Below are 17,317 nucleotides of genomic sequence, written 5' to 3'. Positions count from 1 at the left end.
CGCGTTCCCACACCGATGCCCATGCCGATCCCGATGCCGTCAGATCCGCTTGCCGCCGTCACCCATGCCGACCCGGCGCCCTACTACCGCGGCCTCGCCGCGCGCCGGCCTTTCTATCGCGACGAGGCGCTCGGACTGTGGGTTGCCGCCGGCGCTGCCGAGGTCGCGGCGGTGCTGGCGCATCCCGCCAGCCGCGTGAGGCCGCCCGCGCAGCCAGTGCCTCCCGGGCTGGCCGGCAGCCCTGCCGGCGCGCTGTTTGGCGGCTTGATCCGCATGAACGATGGCGCGTGGAACGCGCCGCTCAAGGGCGTGCTGCTCAAACGCATGGCGGCCCTGGAACTGGGCGGCATGCGGCAGCGCGTGTCGGCGCTGGCGCAGGGTCTGCCCTTCGACCTGACGCAGCCTGGTGCTGCGGTCAATCACTGGATGTTCTCTCTGCCGGTGCTGGCCGTGGCCGATGCGCTCGGCCTGGCCGTAGCAGGCCAGCCCGGTGTGGCGATGCAGGCCGCTGCGCAGGTGACGGCATTCGCGCGGGCCATGTCGCCGTTGGCAACCGCGCAGGAGATTGCCGCCGGGAGCGAGGCGGCCACCTGGCTGCAGGCGTGGATGCGCGAGAGCTTATCGGCGGGCGCGCCGGCCTCCGCGCCAGGCCGGCCGCTGGATGCGCTGCAACGCGAAGCCCTTGCCGCCGGCGTGGCGAAAGCGGTGATCGCCACCAATGCGATTGGCCTGCTGATACAAGCGTGCGAGGCCACCGCCGGACTGGTCGGCAACATGCTGGTGCGGCTTGGCAGGGAGATGGCGCAAGGCCGGCGCCCGGACGAATCCGGCGCGTTGCGCGATGTCGCCGCGCTGGTGCTGCGCGAAGATCCGCCGGTGCAGAACACACGGCGCTTCCTGGCCACCGATGCACGCCTGTGCGGCGCGGACCTGAAGGCCGGCGATGGGGTGCTGCTGGTGCTGGCGGCCGCTTCGTTCGACGAGCGCATGCCGGGCGAGTGCGCGGACAAGGCCTCTCGGCCGTGGACCTTCGGTGCCGGCCGTCATGCGTGTCCCGGCGATGCGCTGGCCGCCTCGGTGGCACAGGCGGTGGTTGCCGCGCTGCTGGCACGCGGCGCGGATCCCGCTGCGCTGGTGCGGGCATTCCGCTACCGGCCCTCGCTCAATACGCGCATTCCGCATTTCCTCTGAGTGCCTGAACGGCCAGGCACCTGAAACACCGCAATCACAAAAGGACAATCACCATGATCGCAGTCATCTTCGAAGTCGAACCCGCCGAGGGGCGGATGGAGACGTATCTGAGCCTCGCGGCACAGTTGCGGCCCACGCTGGAAGCCATCGACGGCTTTATCTCGGTGGAACGCTTCCAGAGCCTGACCAACCCGGGCAAGCTGCTGTCGCTCTCGTTCTTCCGTGACGAGGCCGCGGTCATGGCCTGGCGCAACACGATGGAGCACCGCCACGCGCAGTCGGCCGGGCGCGGCGGCGTGTTCGCGGGCTATCGCCTGCGGGTGGCGCACGTGCTGCGCGACTATGGCCTGAACGAGCGCGAGCAGGCGCCGGCGGATAGCCGCGCGGTGCACCAGCCCATCGCGGCGCCTGCGTCGCGGGCGGAGTGAGCGGGCCATGGACTCGACGTTCCTGAGCGCGCAGATGGCGCTGATCGGCTTTACCTTCCTGCTCGCCGGGCTGGTCAAGGGCGTGGTGGGGCTGGGCCTGCCGACCGTGGCGATGGGGCTGCTCGGCCTGGCGATGCCACCCGCGCAGGCTGCGGCGCTGCTGGTCGCGCCATCCATGGTGACCAATGTGGTGCAACTCTACAGCGGCCCGCGGCTGGGCCAGCTGATGCGACGGATGTGGCCCATGCTGGCGGCCATCTGCGTGGGCACATGGCTGGCGGCGGCGCTGCTGCCGGCCAGCCTGATGGCGCATGCCACGTCCTGGCTGGGCGTGGCGCTGGTGCTGTACGCGGTGCTGGGCCTGGCCGCCTTCCACCCGAAAGTGCCGGCTGCCGCCGAACCCTGGCTGGGACCGCTGGCCGGCGTGATCACCGGTGTCATCACCGCCGTCACGGGCGTGTTCGTGATTCCGGCGGTGCCCTACATCCAGGGCCTGGACCTGGACAGGGAGACGCTGGTGCAGGCACTGGGTTTGTCGTTCACGGTGTCCACCATCGCGCTTGCGGTGAGCCTGGCGATGAATGGCGCGTTGCTGCATACGCCCGTCCTGGGCGCTTCGGTGCTGGCGCTGTTGCCCGCGCTGGGCGGCATGTTCGTCGGCCAATGGCTGCGCCATCGCATCAGCCCGGCGCGGTTTCGCAAGGTGTTCTTTTGCGGGCTGCTGCTGCTCGGCGCCGAACTGGCGCTGCGTGGGGTCTTCTAGGCTTGCTGAAGGCGAGGGAAAGCCTGACAGAACTTCCCGCTGCACGGCATACTGGTGGTGCGCTGCAGCGAAACGCTGCGCGTCCATGCCAGCCATGCGCCCTGACGGCGCATTCCATCACCCCGCGCAGGAGATGCCGCCGATGACGCGTCGCAAGAGCAGTGGCAGCAAACTCTGGAGCACCCTCGGCAAGATCGCCGCCCGCAACATGCGGCGCGCGCAGCGCACGGTCACGAAGTCCGCAATCAAAACGGCGGTGAGGCAGGGCGAGGCCATGAGCAAGGCCACGCAACGCGTGTTGAGCGGTGTCGTGTCCCCGGTGCCGGCGCCGGCAGGCCGTGGCGGGGGGCGCTGGGAAGAAGGAAGCTGGGGGCTGGGGCCGCTCGTGCAGCGCCGTTACCGGCTGTTTATTCCGCCAGGGGTGAGCGCTTCGCGTCCGGCGCCTATGCTGGTGCTGCTGCATGGTTGCGGCCAGGACACGGCCAGCTTTGCCACATGTACCCGCGCCGCGGTGGTGGCGCGCAGCGCGGGCTGCGTGGTCCTGATGCCCGAGCAATCCTCCCACGCGAACGCGCAGCGGTGCTGGAACTGGTTCGGCGCTTCCGCGCGCGTGGCGGCCGAGGCGAGCCTGCTGATGGCCATCGTCGAGCATGTGTGCCAGCAGCGCCCGATTCGCCGCGACCGCGTGTTCGCGCTTGGCCTGTCGGCCGGCGGCGCCATGGCGCAGATACTGGGGCTGCGCTATCCGGACCGCTTCGCCGCGGTGGGTTCGCATTCCGGCGCGGTGCCGCTGAGCGCGTCCAACGCCGCGCAGGCGGCGCGCGTCATGCAAGGCAAGGGCCACCCCGACGTGGCGGCCGCGCGGCTGCTGCTGGCGGGGCGCCGCCCGCCGCCCTTGCTGCTGGTGCACGGGGATGCCGATCACGTGGTGCACTTCGACAACGCGCTGGCTTCGGCCGCGTTGTGGCAGCAGTTGTTGCCGCAAGCACCCGTGCTGGCCGCACCACGCCGGGGGCAGCGCGGGCAGCGGCGGCCCTTCAGCGTCTACGCATGGTCGAGCGAGCGGCAGCCCTATGTCCGCCTGGTGCGGATCGAAGGGCTCGGGCATGCGTGGAGCGGCGGCCCGTCCAGCCAGGCCTTTGCCGATCCTTCCGGCCCGGATGCGCTGCGCATCGCGTGGCAGTTCTTCATGCAGTGCCTCGCTGCGCGGGCCGTGCCGGCGCGAAGGCGCAAGTTGGTCAGTGTGGCTTAAGCGCGGGAAGCGTCCGGCAGGCGCGCCAGCGGCGCCTCTATCACCACATCGCTCTCGGGATACGCCACGCAGGGCAGGATATAGCCCTCGTCGCGTTCGTCGAAGCTCACGCCCGGCCACTCGATGCGATAGGCAATCCGCCCTGCGGACAGCCGGCACAGGCAGGTGCGGCAGGTGCCATTGCGGCAGGAACTGGGGAGTTGCACGCCGGCGAGCAGCGCGGCTTCCAGCAGCGTCTGCGTGGGCAAGGCGGGAAAGCTGCTGCCCAGTGGTTCGACGCGCGCGGCAAAGGCCGGCGAAGGTGGCGAGGGGGGCGTGGCGGCATCGGCCGCGCCGCCGGAACCCGAACCGGGCGCGTGTGGGCCGTTGTTCATGGCTGCGCCTCGCCATCGTCCGCGCCGGGAAAGCGGGCGCGGCCATGCGTGGCGTCGCGCAGCGCGGCCCGCGCCGCGTCCAGCGCGCTGGCCGGCAGGCGGATCGTCAGCCGGGCGGCGGCGCCATGCTCGCCATGCGCCAGCACGTGGCCCTCCTGCTCGATCCAGCGGCGCACGCGCGCCTCGTCGGCGTAGTCCACCTCCGCAACCAGTTCGGCATAGGCGATGCGCTCGATGCGCTGCGCATCCTTCAGCGCCGCGGCGATGGCATCCGTATAGGCCCGCACCAGCCCGCCCGCGCCCAGCTTGATGCCGCCGTAGTAGCGCACCACGGCCGCCAGCACGCCTTCCAGTTCATGGTGGCGCAATACCTCCAGCATGGGCCGGCCGGCTGTGCCGGAAGGCTCGCCATCGTCCGACATGCCGGACTGGCCGCCTGCCAGCAAGGCCCAGCAGACATGGGTGGCGGTGGCGTGCGCTTCGCGCAGGCGCTGTAGTTCGGCCATGGCCGCTGCGCGGTCCTGCACGGGCATCGCGTAGCCGATGAAACGGCTTTTGCGGATTTCCAGGTCCGCCTGGACGGGAGAAGCGAGGGTGTAAGTCGGCACGGGTGGGGCCGCGTCACGGCGGGCCATAAGCGGCGCCGGCGGGCTGAGAGCTAAGGGAATCAGCTCCTGGCAGGGAGCGTGCGCCAGTGTACAACAGCGGCCGCGGCCGTCCGGGATGCGCGGATTGCCCTGATTACGCTGGTTAGGCTGATTTCGCGGGCGGTCCCTGGATGTCTGCGATTTAAGACACTTTCAACAAGTTGTAACAAATCATTCATAGGATGCGAATCGGCCTGAACGCCGCGCGGCTCCCCACAAGCGCGCGGCAAGGCGGCGCAGCGCGCGCCGCCCAATCACTCACATAACGAAACGGGAAAGAAGAATGCTCGACAAACCGGACGCATCCCGCCGCAAGGCGCTTAAATTCCTGGCCGGCGCACCCATGCTGCCGCTGGGCCTTGGCGCTTCCGCCTTCCTGGTTGGTTGCGGCGGAGACGGCGACGCGGTAGCCGCGCCGGTGCCGGCGCCGGCACCGGCACCCGGCACACCCGCCGCCGCCACCTTCACCACCGCCGAGTTCACCGGCATGGCGGCCCCCACGCTGGCCAACCCGGCAGCGATGGCGACCACCACGGTGGGTTCGAGCCTGAAGGTATCGTTCAGCGATGGCAGCAGCCAGACCTTCAAGCTGGCCTACCAGCCCTTCTTCGTCACCGGCGACATGGTCCCGGACGGCCAGGGCGGCACCATCCTGGCGGGCGGCTATGTCGACATCAACAACCAGCCCATCATCGACACGTCGGTGGCCGGCAAGGAACGCCAGTTCTTCTCGGACTCGCCGGATGGCACCTCGCTGCTCAAGATCGACGGCGCCAAGGTGGCCGGCGTGAAGGGCAACACCGTATTCGCCGTCGTGCAGTTCGAATACACCACGCGCGACCAGCTCGGCACCGACACCTACGGCCGCCTGCCGTCGCCGATCGCCGTGCTCACGCTGGATCAGGACCCGGCCACCGGCAAGCTGGCGCTGGTCAAGTACCACAACGTCGACACCTCGGGCGTCAACGGCCTGTGGATCACCTGCGGCGCCAGCCTGTCGCCGTGGAACACCCACCTGTCCAGCGAAGAGTACGAGCCGGAAACGTTCCCCAATGCGGCGGATGTTCCGACCTACACCGACCAGACGGATCAGTACACGAAGTTCGCCAAGAACCTGTACGGCAATGCGAACATCGCGTTCAACCCCTATCTGTATGGCCATCTGCCCGAAGTGACTGTCAATCCCGACGGCACCGGTTCCATCAGGAAGCACTATTGCCTGGGCCGCATCTCGCACGAACTCGTGCAGGTGATGCCCGACAACCGCACCGTGCTGATGGGTGACGACGCCACCAACAGCGGGCTGTTCATGTTCGTGGCCGACAAGGAGAAGGACCTCTCCGCCGGCACGCTGTACGTTGCCAAGATCGGTGCAGGCTTCTCCATCGATCCGGCGGCTTCCGGCGCGGACCTGTCCTGGGTCAAGCTCGGCCATGCCACCAGCGCAGAAGTCGAGGCGATGGCCAAGTCAAACCGCCCGGTCGACGTCATGGACGTCAAGTGGGCCGATCCCAGCGATTCGGCATACACCAAGATCTTCTCCGGCGGCAAGGCGCAATGGGTCAAGATCCTGCAGGGCAAGGACAAGGCCGCCGCCTTCCTGGAAACCCACCGCTACGCCTACCTGAAGGGCGGCAGCATGGGCTTCACCAAGATGGAAGGCACCACCGTCAATATCAAGGACAAGGTGGCCTACTCCGCGCTGCAGAACATCCAGGACTCGATGGTCACGAACAACGCCAAGGGCTGGAATGCGCAAAGCGGCATCTCGCTGCCCGCCGCGCTCAAGGCTGGCGGCGTGATGCAGCACAACCTCGCCGGCGGCCAGAAGGACCTGGACGGCGCCGCGATCAACAGCGAATGGGTGCCGGTGCATACCAAGGCCCTGATCGTCGGCAAGGACATCGGCGCGGATGCGCTGGGCAACACCGGCGACCCCGAGACGATCGCCAATCCGGACAACCTCAAGTTCTCGGAGAAGCTGCGCACCCTGTTTATCGGCGAAGACAGCGGCCAGCACGTCAACAACTTCCTGTGGGCCTACAACGTCGACACCAAGAAGCTGTCGCGCTTGCTGTCGGTGCCGTCGGGTGGCGAATCGACCGGCCTGCATGCGGTCGACGAGCTCAACGGCTGGACCTACATCATGAGCAACTTCCAGCACGCCGGCGACTGGAGCAGCCTGCATAACACCGTGAAGGCCGCGCTGGATCCGCTGGTCCGTGCCAACTACAAGGACCGCTTTGGCGCGGCAGTCGGCTACCTGACAGCCGATGTCACCAGCGTCAAGACGAGCAAGGCCTGAGTGCGGACTGGACCACGCGGAGGTTGAAGCCGGTGCGCAAGCAACGGTAATCCTGGCCGCGGGACGGTCCAGGCCCGCGTGGCTGAACGCCCCCGATGACAACGTCGTCGGGGGCGTTTTGCTTTGTGCCCCCTGGGTTTGGCGGCGTGAGCAACCGGACAGGCCGAAGGCGGCCCCGGTGGCGGGGGGTGGGGCATGCCTGCTACGCTTGCGGCAGCACATTGGCGGTGGCTCGATGTTCCGCGCCCTATTCCGTCCCCATAACAGGAGAAACGACATGCCGAACCAAGATGGCCAACTTGACGCACGCCGGATCGCGCCGGCCACCGACCGCAATCGCGACGCCATCCTGGCCGTGTTGCGCTGGGTATTGCCGCAGAGCGGCCTGGTGCTGGAAGTCGCCAGCGGTACCGGCCAGCACGCGGCGTATTTTTCCGCCGCGCTGCCGGACCTGACTTGGCAACCGAGCGATCCCGACGCGGCGGCGTGCGCGTCGATCGAAGGCTGGGCCGCGCATGCCGGCGTGGCCAACGTGCTTGCGCCGCTGGTGCTGGACGTGCGCCAGCCATCCTGGGGCATCGAAGCGGCACAGGCGGTGGTCTGCATCAATATGATCCACATCGCGCCGTGGGCGGCGGCCCAGGCGCTGTTCACCGGCGCCGGGCGCCTGTTGCCGGCCGGCGGCGTGCTTTACCTGTACGGCCCCTACCGGCGCAACGGCGAACACACCGCGCCGAGCAATGCCGCGTTCGATGCGCAGTTGCGCAATGCCGACCCGGAATGGGGCGTGCGCAATATGGAGGACGTGGCGGTGCTGGGCCAGGCCGAGGGTTTCCGCATGGATGAGCCAATCCCGATGCCAGCCAATAACTTCAGCCTGGTATTCCGAAAATAGGAAACTGCCGGCCGAATGCTGGCGGATCGCGGCCCGATTTGCCTGGATGGATGCTGGCTAATGCCGGGGGCAGGTAATCGCGGAAAGGGCGATTTGGGTTTTCCGGCCGGGTGTCCGCTTAACTCTTGGCTGACGCATCGGCTGAAGTATTGGCTCAAGTATTGGCTTGAGATCTGGCAGAAATGATGCCGGGAATGCGGGGGGGCCGGGGCGCGTGTTCACGCGATCGTGCCGAATTGGCCGATCGGTCAGGACTGCTGGAAAGACGGGGAATTTCGAAAGGAGATGTCCGGCTGGCCCTGCCAGGCGCCAGCCGGTTCGCACAAAAGTGGTGCGCGAAAGGGGGTCGAAGCATGGCGCGGATTGCCGCGCGCATGTCCGGGCCGCCCGCCGCGCTGGCCCTCGCGCGATTTACTTCGCGGCGACAGGCGCTTCTGCCTCGACCTTGACGGCCACGGCCTTCTTCGGTGCTGCCGGCTTCTTGGCGGCGCTCTTCGCGACGGCCTTCCTGGGAGCCTTCGGAGCTGCTGCCTTGGGAGCGGCGGCCGGCTTGGCGGCCTTCGGAGCTGCTGCCTTCGGTGCAGCGGCCTTCTTGGCGGCGGCCGGCTTGGCTGCAGCCTTCTTTGCCACGGCGGCCTTCACCACCGGCTTCTTGGCAGCGGGCTTGGCCTTTGCCTTTTGTGCTGCCAGCTTTTCCTTGGCGGCCTGGCGCTCTGCCAGCACGGCTTGCTTGGCGGCTTCGGCAGCCACCTTGATTTCGCGCTTGGCGGCTTCGATCGCCTTCTTCGCGTCAGCGCGCAGCTTCAGCAGGCCCTTCTTTGCAGCTGCCAGTTCGCGAGCCAGCACGCTGGCCTTCTTTGCCGGTGCTGCTGCCTTCTTGGCGGCTGCCGGCTTGGTCTTTGCTGCTGCGCTGGTTTGTGCGACTTTCTTAGCTACGGCCATTGTATTTACCCGTTAGTTGTAGGAGCGCGGAGTATAACCGGTCGCGCGGCATTACTCGCGCGCCGTGATATTAATCGGTGTGGTTCCTGGCTGAATGCGTGCGCGGATACAACATTTCCTGCACGGCAATGGCAGGGGCAATCGATGCGAATACGCAATACGTATTGCGTTTAACGCGTATTGACCTGAACCTTGATGCCATCGGGCAGCACAGTAATGGCGCCTGGTTCCACATCTTTGCCGGCGATGCGCAATTGCTCCGGCGTGAAGGTGTAAAGCGGGTAATCGCGTAGCAACTGCTGCGCCACCACGGCGCCGATCGCGTTCAGTTGCTCCCCATATTGCGCCGGCATGCCGTTTACCTGGACCCGCTCGACGGATGGATTGTCGAGCAGCACGGCGCGTTTTGCCGGATCGTATTTGAGTGCGCTGCTGAGCGAAAGCGTGCCGTTGATCGGCGGTGCCGGCAGCAAGGTATTGCCGAGTTGCGCGTCCATCTGGGTGGTCACGCGATTATTGGCGCCGTCGAATACCAGGCGCGGATGCGTCAGTTGCACGTCGATTACCTGGCCATAACGCAGCGTTGCGGGAAAGCGTTTTTCCACGGCAGCCTGCAATTCCTCGCGGGTGAATGTGTATTCGCCGGTCCAGACGTTATAGCCGGCCCAGGCGGTGGCGGCGCCAAGCATGGTGAGTGCTGTGACGGCTTTCAAGGTCCTGGCGCGGATGGACCGTGCGGGCAGGAGCCGGGTGCGGGGTTGCATGGTCGGCATGCTGCGGTGCCTCCAGGTTGGCGTTTTGCGCGTTACCCGGTCTGACCGCGGTGGTGATGGCTTTGTTCAATCGAGGCGGATTTTGTTGTTGCGGAGTGCCGCCATGCGTTCTCAATAATGCGGCGGGATTTCGTGCTGTGGGCCGCCTTCGGCGCCGCCGGTGCCGCTGGAGCGCATTTGCTGGTAGAGCGCCTGCAACTGCTCTTGCAGCAGGTCGATCTGGCGTTGTTGCCGTGCTACGGCGAGGTTGAGGCTGTCGAGGAGGTCGTCCTGGAAGGCAACCTTGATTTCGAGTTCGGTCAGGCGGGAATCCATTTTTGTGTTTTCCTGGGGGGTGGGGAATTGTAAGGCTTAATGGTTGGGTGGCTTTTTGATGGGGGTTGATGGTGTGAGTGGGCGGTGTCGGCTGTTGGACTCAAGGGCTTGGTGAGGTTTCTTTGCTGGTGGTGTTATTTGATCGGTGTTGGTTTTTGCACCCAACAGCCATACGACATCCCCCCTGCGGGGGGCTGCCGGTCACTTTTCTTTGCGTTCGGCAAAGAAAACTAACGAAAAGAAAGCCGACCCTGCCGGGGGCAGAGCAATCAGGCTGTTCGGCGGTAGTGATTGCGTCGAACGGGCAGCGGCTTCGGCTGGCATGTCCTACCGGCTTCAATGGCAGCACTACCGCATGCCCCAGCGGTTTCGTGGTGCGGCCCCCGATGGCGGGCGCAGCGCCCATTCGACCATCTGCCGTTCGCGGTGCAACGGGCCACGATTCTTCGGGACTTACTGGTTCCGTGGTTTTGTCTCCGACGGCAAGCGCGGCGATTGTTCGGTCCCTGCCGTTCGCAGGGTTGGGCGCCGCGCAACTTCGCAATAATGGGTTTCGTGGTGGGCGCGGTGGCCTGCATTCAGTCGCCTGCGGCCTCGCTCACGAATTGGCAGCTGAACCGCACAACATCATCGCTACACCCTACCGCGTTCGCCCGGGGCCACTGCGCCCACCACGAAACGAAGATGGCCGATTTCCAGCCGCGGCTTGCGCCGGTACGGCAGGGTGTCAAATGGCAGGGTATCTGCCGTCGGAGACAAAACCACGAGACCAGCAAGGTATGAAATGCAGCGGCCCCTTGCACCGCGAACGGCAGATGGCCGAATGGGCGCCGCGCCCGCCATCAGGGGCCGCACCACGAAACCGGTGCCATCCGCAGTGGCGCGGCCCTTCAAGCCGGTAGGGCACGCCAGCCGAAGCCGCTGCCCGTACGACGCAATCACTACCGCCGAACAGCCTGATTGCTCTGCCCCCGGCAGGGTCGGCTTTCTTTTCGTTAGTTTTCTTTGCCGAACGCAAAGAAAAGTGACCGGCAGCCCCCCGCAGGGGGGATGTCGTATGGCTGTTGGGTGCAAAGACCAACGCCGATCAAGCAACACCGCCAGCGCAGAAATCCAATCGTCCACCAACCCGCACCGGCAGCCCCCCGCAGGGGGGATGTCGTATGGCTGTTGGGTGCAAAAACCAACACCGATCAAGCAACACCACCAGCGCAGAAATCCAATCGTCCACCAACCCGCACCGCCACCAAAAAAAAACCACAACCGAGCGCAAGACGACGCCACCCCATGCATCAAACTCCTACTCCATCGTCAACCTGGCCAACCTCCCCAACGTAGCCAGCGCAGCGTCACTCCGCTCATCAAAATCATGCCCGCAATTAATCCGCAAGCAATGCCGAAACCCCCCATGCGCGGAGAAAATCGGCCCGGGCGCAATACTGATCCCATGGGAAAGCGCGAAACGATGCAATGCAAGGCTATCGGTCCCCACCGGCATTTCAATCCACAGGAAATACCCGCCAGCGGGCCGCGTAGCCCGGGTACCCGCCGGAAAATGCCGCGCGATGGCCTGCGCGAACGCGTCCTGCCGCTGCGCCAGCGCCTGCCGCAACTGACGCAGGTGACGGTCATACCCGCCCTTTTCCAGATAATTGAGAATGGCCGCCTGCGTCGGCGCGGCCACCGTCAACGTGCTGGTGAGCTTGGCCCGTGCCACCTCGCGCGCGAAGCGTCCCGGCGCGGCCCAGCCGATCCGGTATCCCGGCGCCAGGCACTTGGAAAATGAGCCGCAATGCATCACCAGGCCCTGCGTGTCGAACGCCTTCGCCGGCGTCGGCCGCTTGTTGCCGAAGTACAGTTCGCCGTACACATCGTCCTCGATCAGCGGCACCTCGAAGCGCGCCAGCAGCTTCACCAGTTCGCGCTTCTTGGCGTCGGGCATCAGGCTGCCCAGCGGGTTCTGGAAATTGGTCATCAGCCAGCATGCGCTCGGGCGATGGCGCTCCAGCGCGCGGGCGAGGGCGTCGAGTTCGATGCCTTCGCGCGGATGCGTGGGCACTTCGATGGCGCGCAGTCCGTGGCGCTCCAGCGCCTGCAGCGCACCATAGAAGGTGGGCGACTCGATGATGACCGCGTCGCCCGGCCGCGTGACTGCCGCCAGGCAGAGGTTCAGCGCTTCCAGCGCGCCGTTGGTGATGACGATCTCATCGGTGTGCACGGTGAGCCCGTCGATCAGGTAGCGCAGCGCGATCTGGCGGCGCAGGCCGGCATTGCCCGGCGTCATGTCGTCCACCGAGCTCCACGGGTCCAGGTGCTGGATCACCCCGGACATCGACTTGGCCAGGCGTTCCAGCGGGAACAGCAGCGGGCTCGGGAACGCGGAGCCCAGCGGCACCAGGTCGCGCTGCTTGGCCGACGCCAGCACGTCGAAGACCAGGTCGCTCACATTCAGCTCGGTCGAGCCTTCTCCCGGCTGCGATGCCACCTCGGGCTCCGGCGGCAGCACGCGGGTGGTGCTCGCCACGAAGTACCCCGAGCGCTGGCGCGCGACGATCAGGCCGCGCGCCTCTAGCAGGTAATACGCCTGGAACACCGTGGAGGGACTCAGGCAGCGGCTGGCGCTGGCCTGCCGCACCGAAGGCAGGCGGTCGCCGGGCCGCAGCGTGCCGGCCTGGATGGATTGCGCGATGTCGTCGGCCAGCAATTCATAGAGCGTGCCGATGGGCGGTTCCATCTGGGGCTGGCGGGAGGTGGGTGGTTTGCTGCGCGGCATCGGCGGTTCGGGAATTCGCTGTTTGGCACATGGCCGGATTCTGATGACTGTACCGTATCAGCAAAGGGCACGGTGCAGTGGCGATGCCGCGCCGGCAACGAATCAGCCGGGATATGTGCACTGCGGCAACTTGTCGCGTGCCAATCCCCCTGATCCGGTCGATTCGTGTTGATCTGCTTCTGTTCGGTCCTGTCTTGTCTGCTTAGCATTCAGCGCTGTCCGTTGACTGCGGCGGCCGTGGCGCCGTCGTGGGGAGTGCAAGGAAAAACATGGATCCCACGAGTCTGTTGTTAGCTACCTTCCTGCTGTCCGTAGGTGGGCTGTTTGCCTTTATCTGGTCGCTGCGCAAGGGCCTGTTCGATCTCGAGTCGGCTGGTGCGCGCACCATCTTCGCGTCTGGCGAAATCGGCCATCCGGAAGAGCCGTCGAGCGATGCCGCGCAGCAGCAGGCGCTGTGGACCGGCGCTGCGTCCAACCGGCAGACCGCATCCGTCGCCGCGGCGGCCCGAGCCGATCTAGAAGCCGAACTGGCCGCGCGCCATGAGGCCGATCGCTCCAGTTCCCTGCCGGCCCTGCTGATGCTGAGCTGTGCCGTGGTCTGGCTGGTGGTGGCTTCCGCCGCCGGGCTGCTCAGTTCGCTCAAGCTGCACATGCCCGACCTGCTGACCGGGCAGGCCTGGCTGACCTTTGGCCGCCTGCGCACACTGCACCTGAACGCGGTGGCCTACGGCTGGGCGCCGATGGGGCTGCTCGGGCTGACGCTGTGGATGCTGCCCAGGCTGTTGCGCACGCCGCTGCTGGGCGGGCGCTTCGCCATGATCGGCGCGCTGGTCTGGAATGCCGGGCTGGTGGCGGGGCTGGGTGCCATTGCCGTGGGCATCAATGCCGGCATGGAATGGCTGGAGATCCCATGGCAGGTGGGCCTGCTGTTCGCACTGGGCGGGATGCTGATCGGCTTGCCGCTGGCGTTCATGCTGCAGAAGCGCCGGGTGCACCATCTGTACGTGTCGGTCTGGTATATCGGCGCGGCGCTGTTCTGGTTTCCGGTGCTGTATGTGGTTGCCAAGATCCCCGGCGTGCACTTCGGCGTGGAGCAGGCCACGATGAACTGGTGGTTCGGCCACAACGTGCTGGGGCTGTTCTATACGCCGCTGTCGCTTGCCGCCGTGTATTACTTCCTGCCCAAGGTGATCGGGCGCCCGGTGCGCTCGTACAACCTGTCGCTGCTGGGCTTCTGGACGCTGGCGTTCTTCTACGGCCAGGTCGGCGCGCACCACCTGATCGGCGGGCCGATTCCCCCGTGGCTGATCACGCTGTCGATCGTGCAGAGCGTGATGATGATCATCCCGGTGACTGCGTTCTCGGTGAACCAGCACCTGACGCTCAAGGGGCATTTTGGCGCGCTGCGCCACTCGGCCACGCTGCGCTTCATCGTGTTCGGCGCCATCATGTACACGCTGGCATCGGTGCAGGGCTCGTTCGAGGCGCTGCGCTCGCTCAACGCGGTGACGCACTTCACGCACTTCACGGTAGCGCACGCGCACCTTGGCATGTACGGCTTCGTGTCGATGGTAATCTTCGGCGGCATCTACTTTGCCCTGCCGCGCATGGTCGATGCGCCGTGGCCCCGGCCGGCGCTGATCTCGCTGCATTTCTGGCTGGTGGTGGCGGGCTTCCTCACCTACCTCATCACGCTGAGCATCGGCGGCGTACTGCAGGGCCTGGCGTTGCTGGACCCGGCGCGCCCCTTCATGGACTCGGTGGCGGTCACGCTGCCCTGGCTGCAGGGACGCTCGCTCGGCGGCGCGCTGATGACGCTGGGGCACCTTGTCTTTGCCTTCCACTTTGCCTTGATGGTCTTGCGTCCTTCCGCGCTTGCGCAGACCGATCGCATGGTTTCCCAAGCGGCTGCCTGAACATGGAAAACGAACTCAAACTTGTGGGCGGGGCCATGGTCACGCTCTCGCTCGCCACCTCGGCCATGATCGTGGTGCCCTTCCTGCAACTCAAGGATGTGCCCGCGCCCGCTGCGCTGGCGCCCTATACCAGCGAGCAGTTGCGCGGCCGCGAGGTCTATCTCGCCAACGGCTGCATTGCCTGCCACACCCAGCAGCCCAGTTCCACCGGCGCCGGGCGCGCCGACGGGCAGCGCGGCTGGGGCCGCCCATCGGTGGCGGCCGACTATCACTACGACAGCCCGCCCTTGCTCGGCACCATGCGCACCGGCCCGGACCTGTTCAATATCGGCGTGCGCCAGCCCAGCGCCGACTGGCACCTCGGCCATCTTTACCAGCCGCGCGCCTACGTGGCGGACAGCATCATGCCGGGTTATCCGTTCCTGTTCGAGCTGAAGCCGGAAGGCGCGGTGAGCAAGAGCGACAAGGTTGTCGCGCTGCCCGGCGGCACGGTGCCGCCCGGCAAGGTGGTGGTGGCCACGCCCCAGGCGCTGGACCTGGTGGCCTACCTGATCGGCATGCGCCACACGTACCCTGTGGTGGACCAGTCCGCCGCGGCCGCCGTTCCCGCGCAAGCACCCGGCAGCGCCACGCTTGCCGCCCTTCCGGTCGCACCGTCCATCCCGCGCGGTGCGGCCGCTTCCACCCAATCCACTTCCAGCTCGCCGGCACCTTCCGCCGCCGGCGTGGCTCCGCTCCGATGAAACCACCCGCCCACAAGACAGAGAACGCCGATCCGCACGAGCAGCACAATCCGGTGCCCAAGGTAGTGCTGGCACTGGTGTGCGGCCTGCTGGTCTGGGCCGTCAGCTACATCGCCATCGAGCGGGCCGACGGCAGCGCCGCGCTGGGCGACCGGCGCGACGTCGCCGCGCTGGCGGCGCCGGCAGGGCAGGGCACCGTGGCCGACGGCAAGCAGTTGTTCGCGGCCAATTGCCAGGCTTGCCACCAGGCCAGCGGGCAAGGCATTCCCGGCGTGTTCCCGCCGCTGGCCGGCTCGCCCTGGGTCACGGGCGAGCCGGACCAGCTCGCGCAGATCCTGCTGCACGGCATGACCGGCCCGCTGGACGTGCTCGGTACCACCTATAACGGCGCCATGCCCGCCTTCGGCGAACAGTTCTCCGACGCGGAGATCGCGGCGCTGGCCACGCATATCCGCGGCCAGTGGGGCAACGGCGCCGCGCCGGTGGAGGCCGCGCAGGTAGCGGCGGCGCGCGCCGCTTCCACCGCGCAAAAGGAGCCCTGGCACGGCGGCGAGGCGCTGCAGGCATTCATCCGGGCGGGAGGTGCCGCCAAGCCATGACGCGCGCGTGGGGCAAGACGCTGCTGATGGTGGCGCTGGTGCTGGCGGCGGCCGGCGCGGCGGTGTTCGCCACCACGCGCGGCTTGCGCACGGTCAGCGCCGATGGCGCGCGCCGCCTTGATCTTGCCCGCGCACCGCGCGAACTGCCGGCGCTGGTGCTGCTCGACCAGGCCGGCGCGCGCCACGCATTCGGCGGCGCGGCGGCGGCCAAGGGCGGTGCTCCGCTCACGCTGGTGACCTTCGTCTATACGCAGTGCACGGCGGTTTGCCGCACCAGTGCTTCGGGGCAGGCGTGGCTGCAGCAGCAATTGCGCGAGCGCCGCTTGCAGGACAGCGTGCGCCTGCTGACGCTGAGCTTCGACCCGGTGCATGACCAGCCCGCTGTGCTGCGCGCCTATGCACGCACCCTGCGTGCAGATCCGGCGCTCTGGACCTTTGCCACGGTGGCCGAACCTGCGCGCCTGCGCAGCCTGCTCGACGCCTTCGGCATCGTCGTGCTGCCCGATGGCCTGGGCGGCTACTCGCACAATGCCGCGCTGTTCCTGGTCGACGGGGACGGCCGGCTGGCTGCCGCCTACGATGTGGAGCGGCCGGACCTGGCGCTGGCCGACGTACTGCGGAGCTGGCTGTGAAGGCGCCGGCGCGCGGCTGGCTACCCTGCCTGCCCGGCGTGCTGCTGGCGCTGGCCGCGTTGTTCCGGCCGTGGCTTGAGGCCACCATGGCCAGGCATATGGGGCTGGAATTGCCCTTGCTCGCGCTGCTGGGCTGGTGGGCCGCGCGCTGCGCCGGCCGGCGGCTGGCGGATTGGCTGGCTCCATGGAATGCCGCCGGCCTGCCGGGCCTGCTGGCAGCGTGGTGCATCGCCAGCTACTGGATGCTGCCGGTGGCGCTTGACGAGGCCACGCTGTCGGCCCCGGCTGGCATGGCCAAGGTCGCGRGCATGGTGCTCGCGGGTTTGCTGGCGCGCGCTTCCTGGCAGGCTGCCGGCCCCGTGCTGCAGGGCTTCTTTGTCATCAACGGCGTGTGGATGATGCTGACTGCCGGCTTGCTGTACCAGGAGGCGGATGCGCAACTATGCAGCACCTACCTGATCGACGAGCAACTGGTTGCGGGCCGGGCGCTGGTGCTGTGGGCGCTGGCCTTGCTGGCGGTGTGGCTGTTCGCGATCGCCAGCCGGCTGGCGGTGGATCCCGAGCCAGCCGCATAGCCCGGCAACCGGCAACCGGCAAGCAGGCGGCGTTGTCTTGCGCTTTGGCATGGTGTAATGTTGCGGCATCCTTCGGCCTGCGGGCCAGGTATCCCATCTTCAACGGACCATCATGATCCACGCCGCGCACAACGCTTTTGCCGCCATCGCCACCCTTCCGGGTGCGGTCCGGCCGTGTGCCGCCGCTTTCGCTC

17 protein-coding genes are annotated in these 17,317 nt (G+C 67.2%); 11 read left to right on the top strand and 6 right to left on the bottom strand.

What is annotated here, in order from left to right; all coding sequences use genetic code 11:
* The first annotated feature begins 33 nt into the window (after nt 1-33).
* The 4 genes from AC1DT6_RS19275 to AC1DT6_RS19260 all read left to right on the top strand — a co-directional run bounded on the left by AC1DT6_RS19275 (nt 34) and on the right by AC1DT6_RS19260 (nt 3,634).
* Nucleotides 34-1,191, top strand: a complete 1,158-nt coding sequence (locus AC1DT6_RS19275; protein WP_441637363.1) for a cytochrome P450 family protein — start codon at nt 34-36, stop codon at nt 1,189-1,191.
* A gap of 53 nt (nt 1,192-1,244) precedes the next feature.
* Nucleotides 1,245-1,619: an antibiotic biosynthesis monooxygenase family protein gene (locus AC1DT6_RS19270; RefSeq protein ID WP_441637361.1), complete on the top strand. Its 375-nt coding sequence runs from the start codon at nt 1,245-1,247 to the stop codon at nt 1,617-1,619.
* A gap of 7 nt (nt 1,620-1,626) precedes the next feature.
* Nucleotides 1,627-2,382, top strand: a complete 756-nt coding sequence (locus tag AC1DT6_RS19265) for a sulfite exporter TauE/SafE family protein (protein WP_441637359.1) — start codon at nt 1,627-1,629, stop codon at nt 2,380-2,382.
* Between the two features lie 142 nt (nt 2,383-2,524).
* The gene (locus AC1DT6_RS19260; RefSeq protein ID WP_441637357.1) at nt 2,525-3,634 is read left to right on the top strand and encodes an extracellular catalytic domain type 1 short-chain-length polyhydroxyalkanoate depolymerase; all 1,110 of its coding nucleotides are present in this window, start codon (nt 2,525-2,527) and stop codon (nt 3,632-3,634) included.
* Here the strand turns inward: AC1DT6_RS19260 and AC1DT6_RS19255 are convergent.
* Together AC1DT6_RS19255 and AC1DT6_RS19250 are read right to left on the bottom strand one after the other, a co-directional pair.
* Entirely contained in the window at nt 3,631-4,008 is a 378-nt protein-coding gene (locus tag AC1DT6_RS19255; RefSeq protein ID WP_441637355.1) for a 2Fe-2S iron-sulfur cluster-binding protein, read from the bottom strand. The two genes, AC1DT6_RS19260 and AC1DT6_RS19255, sit on opposite strands and share 4 nt — an antisense overlap.
* On the bottom strand, nt 4,005-4,616 hold the full coding sequence (locus AC1DT6_RS19250; protein WP_477101874.1) for an IMPACT family protein: 612 nt from the start codon (nt 4,614-4,616) through the stop codon (nt 4,005-4,007). The genes AC1DT6_RS19255 and AC1DT6_RS19250 overlap by 4 nt, the downstream gene beginning before the upstream one ends.
* Before the next feature lie 322 nt (nt 4,617-4,938).
* Between AC1DT6_RS19250 and AC1DT6_RS19245 the strand changes: the two genes are divergently transcribed.
* Together AC1DT6_RS19245 and AC1DT6_RS19240 are read left to right on the top strand one after the other, a co-directional pair.
* Complete coding sequence (locus AC1DT6_RS19245; RefSeq protein ID WP_441637451.1) at nt 4,939-6,960, top strand: PhoX family protein; 2,022 nt, start codon at nt 4,939-4,941, stop codon at nt 6,958-6,960.
* A gap of 277 nt (nt 6,961-7,237) precedes the next feature.
* Nucleotides 7,238-7,855 (top strand): DUF938 domain-containing protein, encoded by a 618-nt coding sequence (locus AC1DT6_RS19240; protein WP_441637449.1) that lies wholly within the window; start codon nt 7,238-7,240, stop codon nt 7,853-7,855.
* Nucleotides 7,856-8,266: 411 nt separating this feature from the next.
* Here the strand turns inward: AC1DT6_RS19240 and AC1DT6_RS19235 are convergent, their stop codons facing one another.
* The 4 genes from AC1DT6_RS19235 to AC1DT6_RS19220 all read right to left on the bottom strand — a co-directional run bounded on the left by AC1DT6_RS19235 (nt 8,267) and on the right by AC1DT6_RS19220 (nt 12,619).
* Entirely contained in the window at nt 8,267-8,797 is a 531-nt protein-coding gene (locus AC1DT6_RS19235) for a fumarate hydratase (RefSeq protein WP_441637447.1), read from the bottom strand.
* 170 nt (nt 8,798-8,967) lie between these two features.
* Nucleotides 8,968-9,561 carry a DUF1439 domain-containing protein gene (locus AC1DT6_RS19230; RefSeq protein ID WP_441637445.1) on the bottom strand — a complete coding sequence of 198 codons (594 nt, stop codon included), beginning with the start codon at nt 9,559-9,561 and terminating at the stop codon, nt 8,968-8,970.
* Between the two features lie 120 nt (nt 9,562-9,681).
* A complete protein-coding gene (locus AC1DT6_RS19225) occupies nt 9,682-9,885 on the bottom strand; it encodes a SlyX family protein (protein ID WP_045236516.1) in 204 nt (67 codons plus the stop codon).
* Nucleotides 9,886-11,185: 1,300 nt separating this feature from the next.
* Nucleotides 11,186-12,619 (bottom strand): aminotransferase-like domain-containing protein, encoded by a 1,434-nt coding sequence (locus AC1DT6_RS19220; protein WP_477101875.1) that lies wholly within the window; start codon nt 12,617-12,619, stop codon nt 11,186-11,188.
* A 308-nt stretch (nt 12,620-12,927) separates the two neighbouring features.
* Between AC1DT6_RS19220 and AC1DT6_RS19215 the strand changes: the two genes are divergently transcribed.
* The 5 genes from AC1DT6_RS19215 to AC1DT6_RS19195 are packed head-to-tail and all read left to right on the top strand — an operon-like array spanning nt 12,928 to nt 17,123.
* Entirely contained in the window at nt 12,928-14,574 is a 1,647-nt protein-coding gene (locus tag AC1DT6_RS19215) for a cbb3-type cytochrome c oxidase subunit I (protein WP_441637443.1), read from the top strand.
* A gap of 2 nt (nt 14,575-14,576) precedes the next feature.
* On the top strand, nt 14,577-15,317 hold the full coding sequence (locus tag AC1DT6_RS19210) for a cbb3-type cytochrome c oxidase subunit II (protein WP_441637441.1): 741 nt from the start codon (nt 14,577-14,579) through the stop codon (nt 15,315-15,317).
* Entirely contained in the window at nt 15,314-15,916 is a 603-nt protein-coding gene (locus tag AC1DT6_RS19205) for a c-type cytochrome (RefSeq protein WP_441637439.1), read from the top strand. Before AC1DT6_RS19210 ends, AC1DT6_RS19205 begins: the two co-directional genes overlap by 4 nt.
* Entirely contained in the window at nt 15,913-16,548 is a 636-nt protein-coding gene (locus AC1DT6_RS19200; RefSeq protein WP_477111148.1) for an SCO family protein, read from the top strand. Before AC1DT6_RS19205 ends, AC1DT6_RS19200 begins: the two co-directional genes overlap by 4 nt.
* The gene (locus AC1DT6_RS19195; RefSeq protein ID WP_477114814.1) at nt 16,545-17,123 is read left to right on the top strand and encodes a hypothetical protein; all 579 of its coding nucleotides are present in this window, start codon (nt 16,545-16,547) and stop codon (nt 17,121-17,123) included. Before AC1DT6_RS19200 ends, AC1DT6_RS19195 begins: the two co-directional genes overlap by 4 nt.
* The last annotated feature ends 194 nt before the right edge of the window (nt 17,124-17,317 follow it).

The sequence above is a fragment of the Cupriavidus sp. 01L45 genome (assembly GCF_056399885.1).
This window is presented reverse-complemented; position numbering and strand designations above follow the sequence as displayed.

Bases quoted from the DNA above. Each gene is read 5' to 3' on its own strand.
- AC1DT6_RS19230 (WP_441637445.1), bottom strand. From the start codon at position 9,561: ATGCAACCCCGCACCCGGCTCCTGCCCGCACGGTCCATCCGCGCCAGG.
- AC1DT6_RS19235 (WP_441637447.1), bottom strand. From the start codon at position 8,797: ATGGCCGTAGCTAAGAAAGTCGCACAAACCAGCGCAGCAGCAAAGACC.
- AC1DT6_RS19260 (WP_441637357.1), top strand. From the start codon at position 2,525: ATGACGCGTCGCAAGAGCAGTGGCAGCAAACTCTGGAGCACCCTCGGC.
- AC1DT6_RS19205 (WP_441637439.1), top strand. From the start codon at position 15,314: ATGAAACCACCCGCCCACAAGACAGAGAACGCCGATCCGCACGAGCAG.
- AC1DT6_RS19200 (WP_477111148.1), top strand. From the start codon at position 15,913: ATGACGCGCGCGTGGGGCAAGACGCTGCTGATGGTGGCGCTGGTGCTG.
- AC1DT6_RS19275 (WP_441637363.1), top strand. From the start codon at position 34: ATGCCGTCAGATCCGCTTGCCGCCGTCACCCATGCCGACCCGGCGCCC.
- AC1DT6_RS19215 (WP_441637443.1), top strand. From the start codon at position 12,928: ATGGATCCCACGAGTCTGTTGTTAGCTACCTTCCTGCTGTCCGTAGGT.
- AC1DT6_RS19265 (WP_441637359.1), top strand. From the start codon at position 1,627: ATGGACTCGACGTTCCTGAGCGCGCAGATGGCGCTGATCGGCTTTACC.
- AC1DT6_RS19255 (WP_441637355.1), bottom strand. From the start codon at position 4,008: ATGAACAACGGCCCACACGCGCCCGGTTCGGGTTCCGGCGGCGCGGCC.
- AC1DT6_RS19270 (WP_441637361.1), top strand. From the start codon at position 1,245: ATGATCGCAGTCATCTTCGAAGTCGAACCCGCCGAGGGGCGGATGGAG.
- AC1DT6_RS19245 (WP_441637451.1), top strand. From the start codon at position 4,939: ATGCTCGACAAACCGGACGCATCCCGCCGCAAGGCGCTTAAATTCCTG.
- AC1DT6_RS19210 (WP_441637441.1), top strand. From the start codon at position 14,577: ATGGAAAACGAACTCAAACTTGTGGGCGGGGCCATGGTCACGCTCTCG.
- AC1DT6_RS19240 (WP_441637449.1), top strand. From the start codon at position 7,238: ATGCCGAACCAAGATGGCCAACTTGACGCACGCCGGATCGCGCCGGCC.
- AC1DT6_RS19220 (WP_477101875.1), bottom strand. From the start codon at position 12,619: ATGGAACCGCCCATCGGCACGCTCTATGAATTGCTGGCCGACGACATC.
- AC1DT6_RS19225 (WP_045236516.1), bottom strand. From the start codon at position 9,885: ATGGATTCCCGCCTGACCGAACTCGAAATCAAGGTTGCCTTCCAGGAC.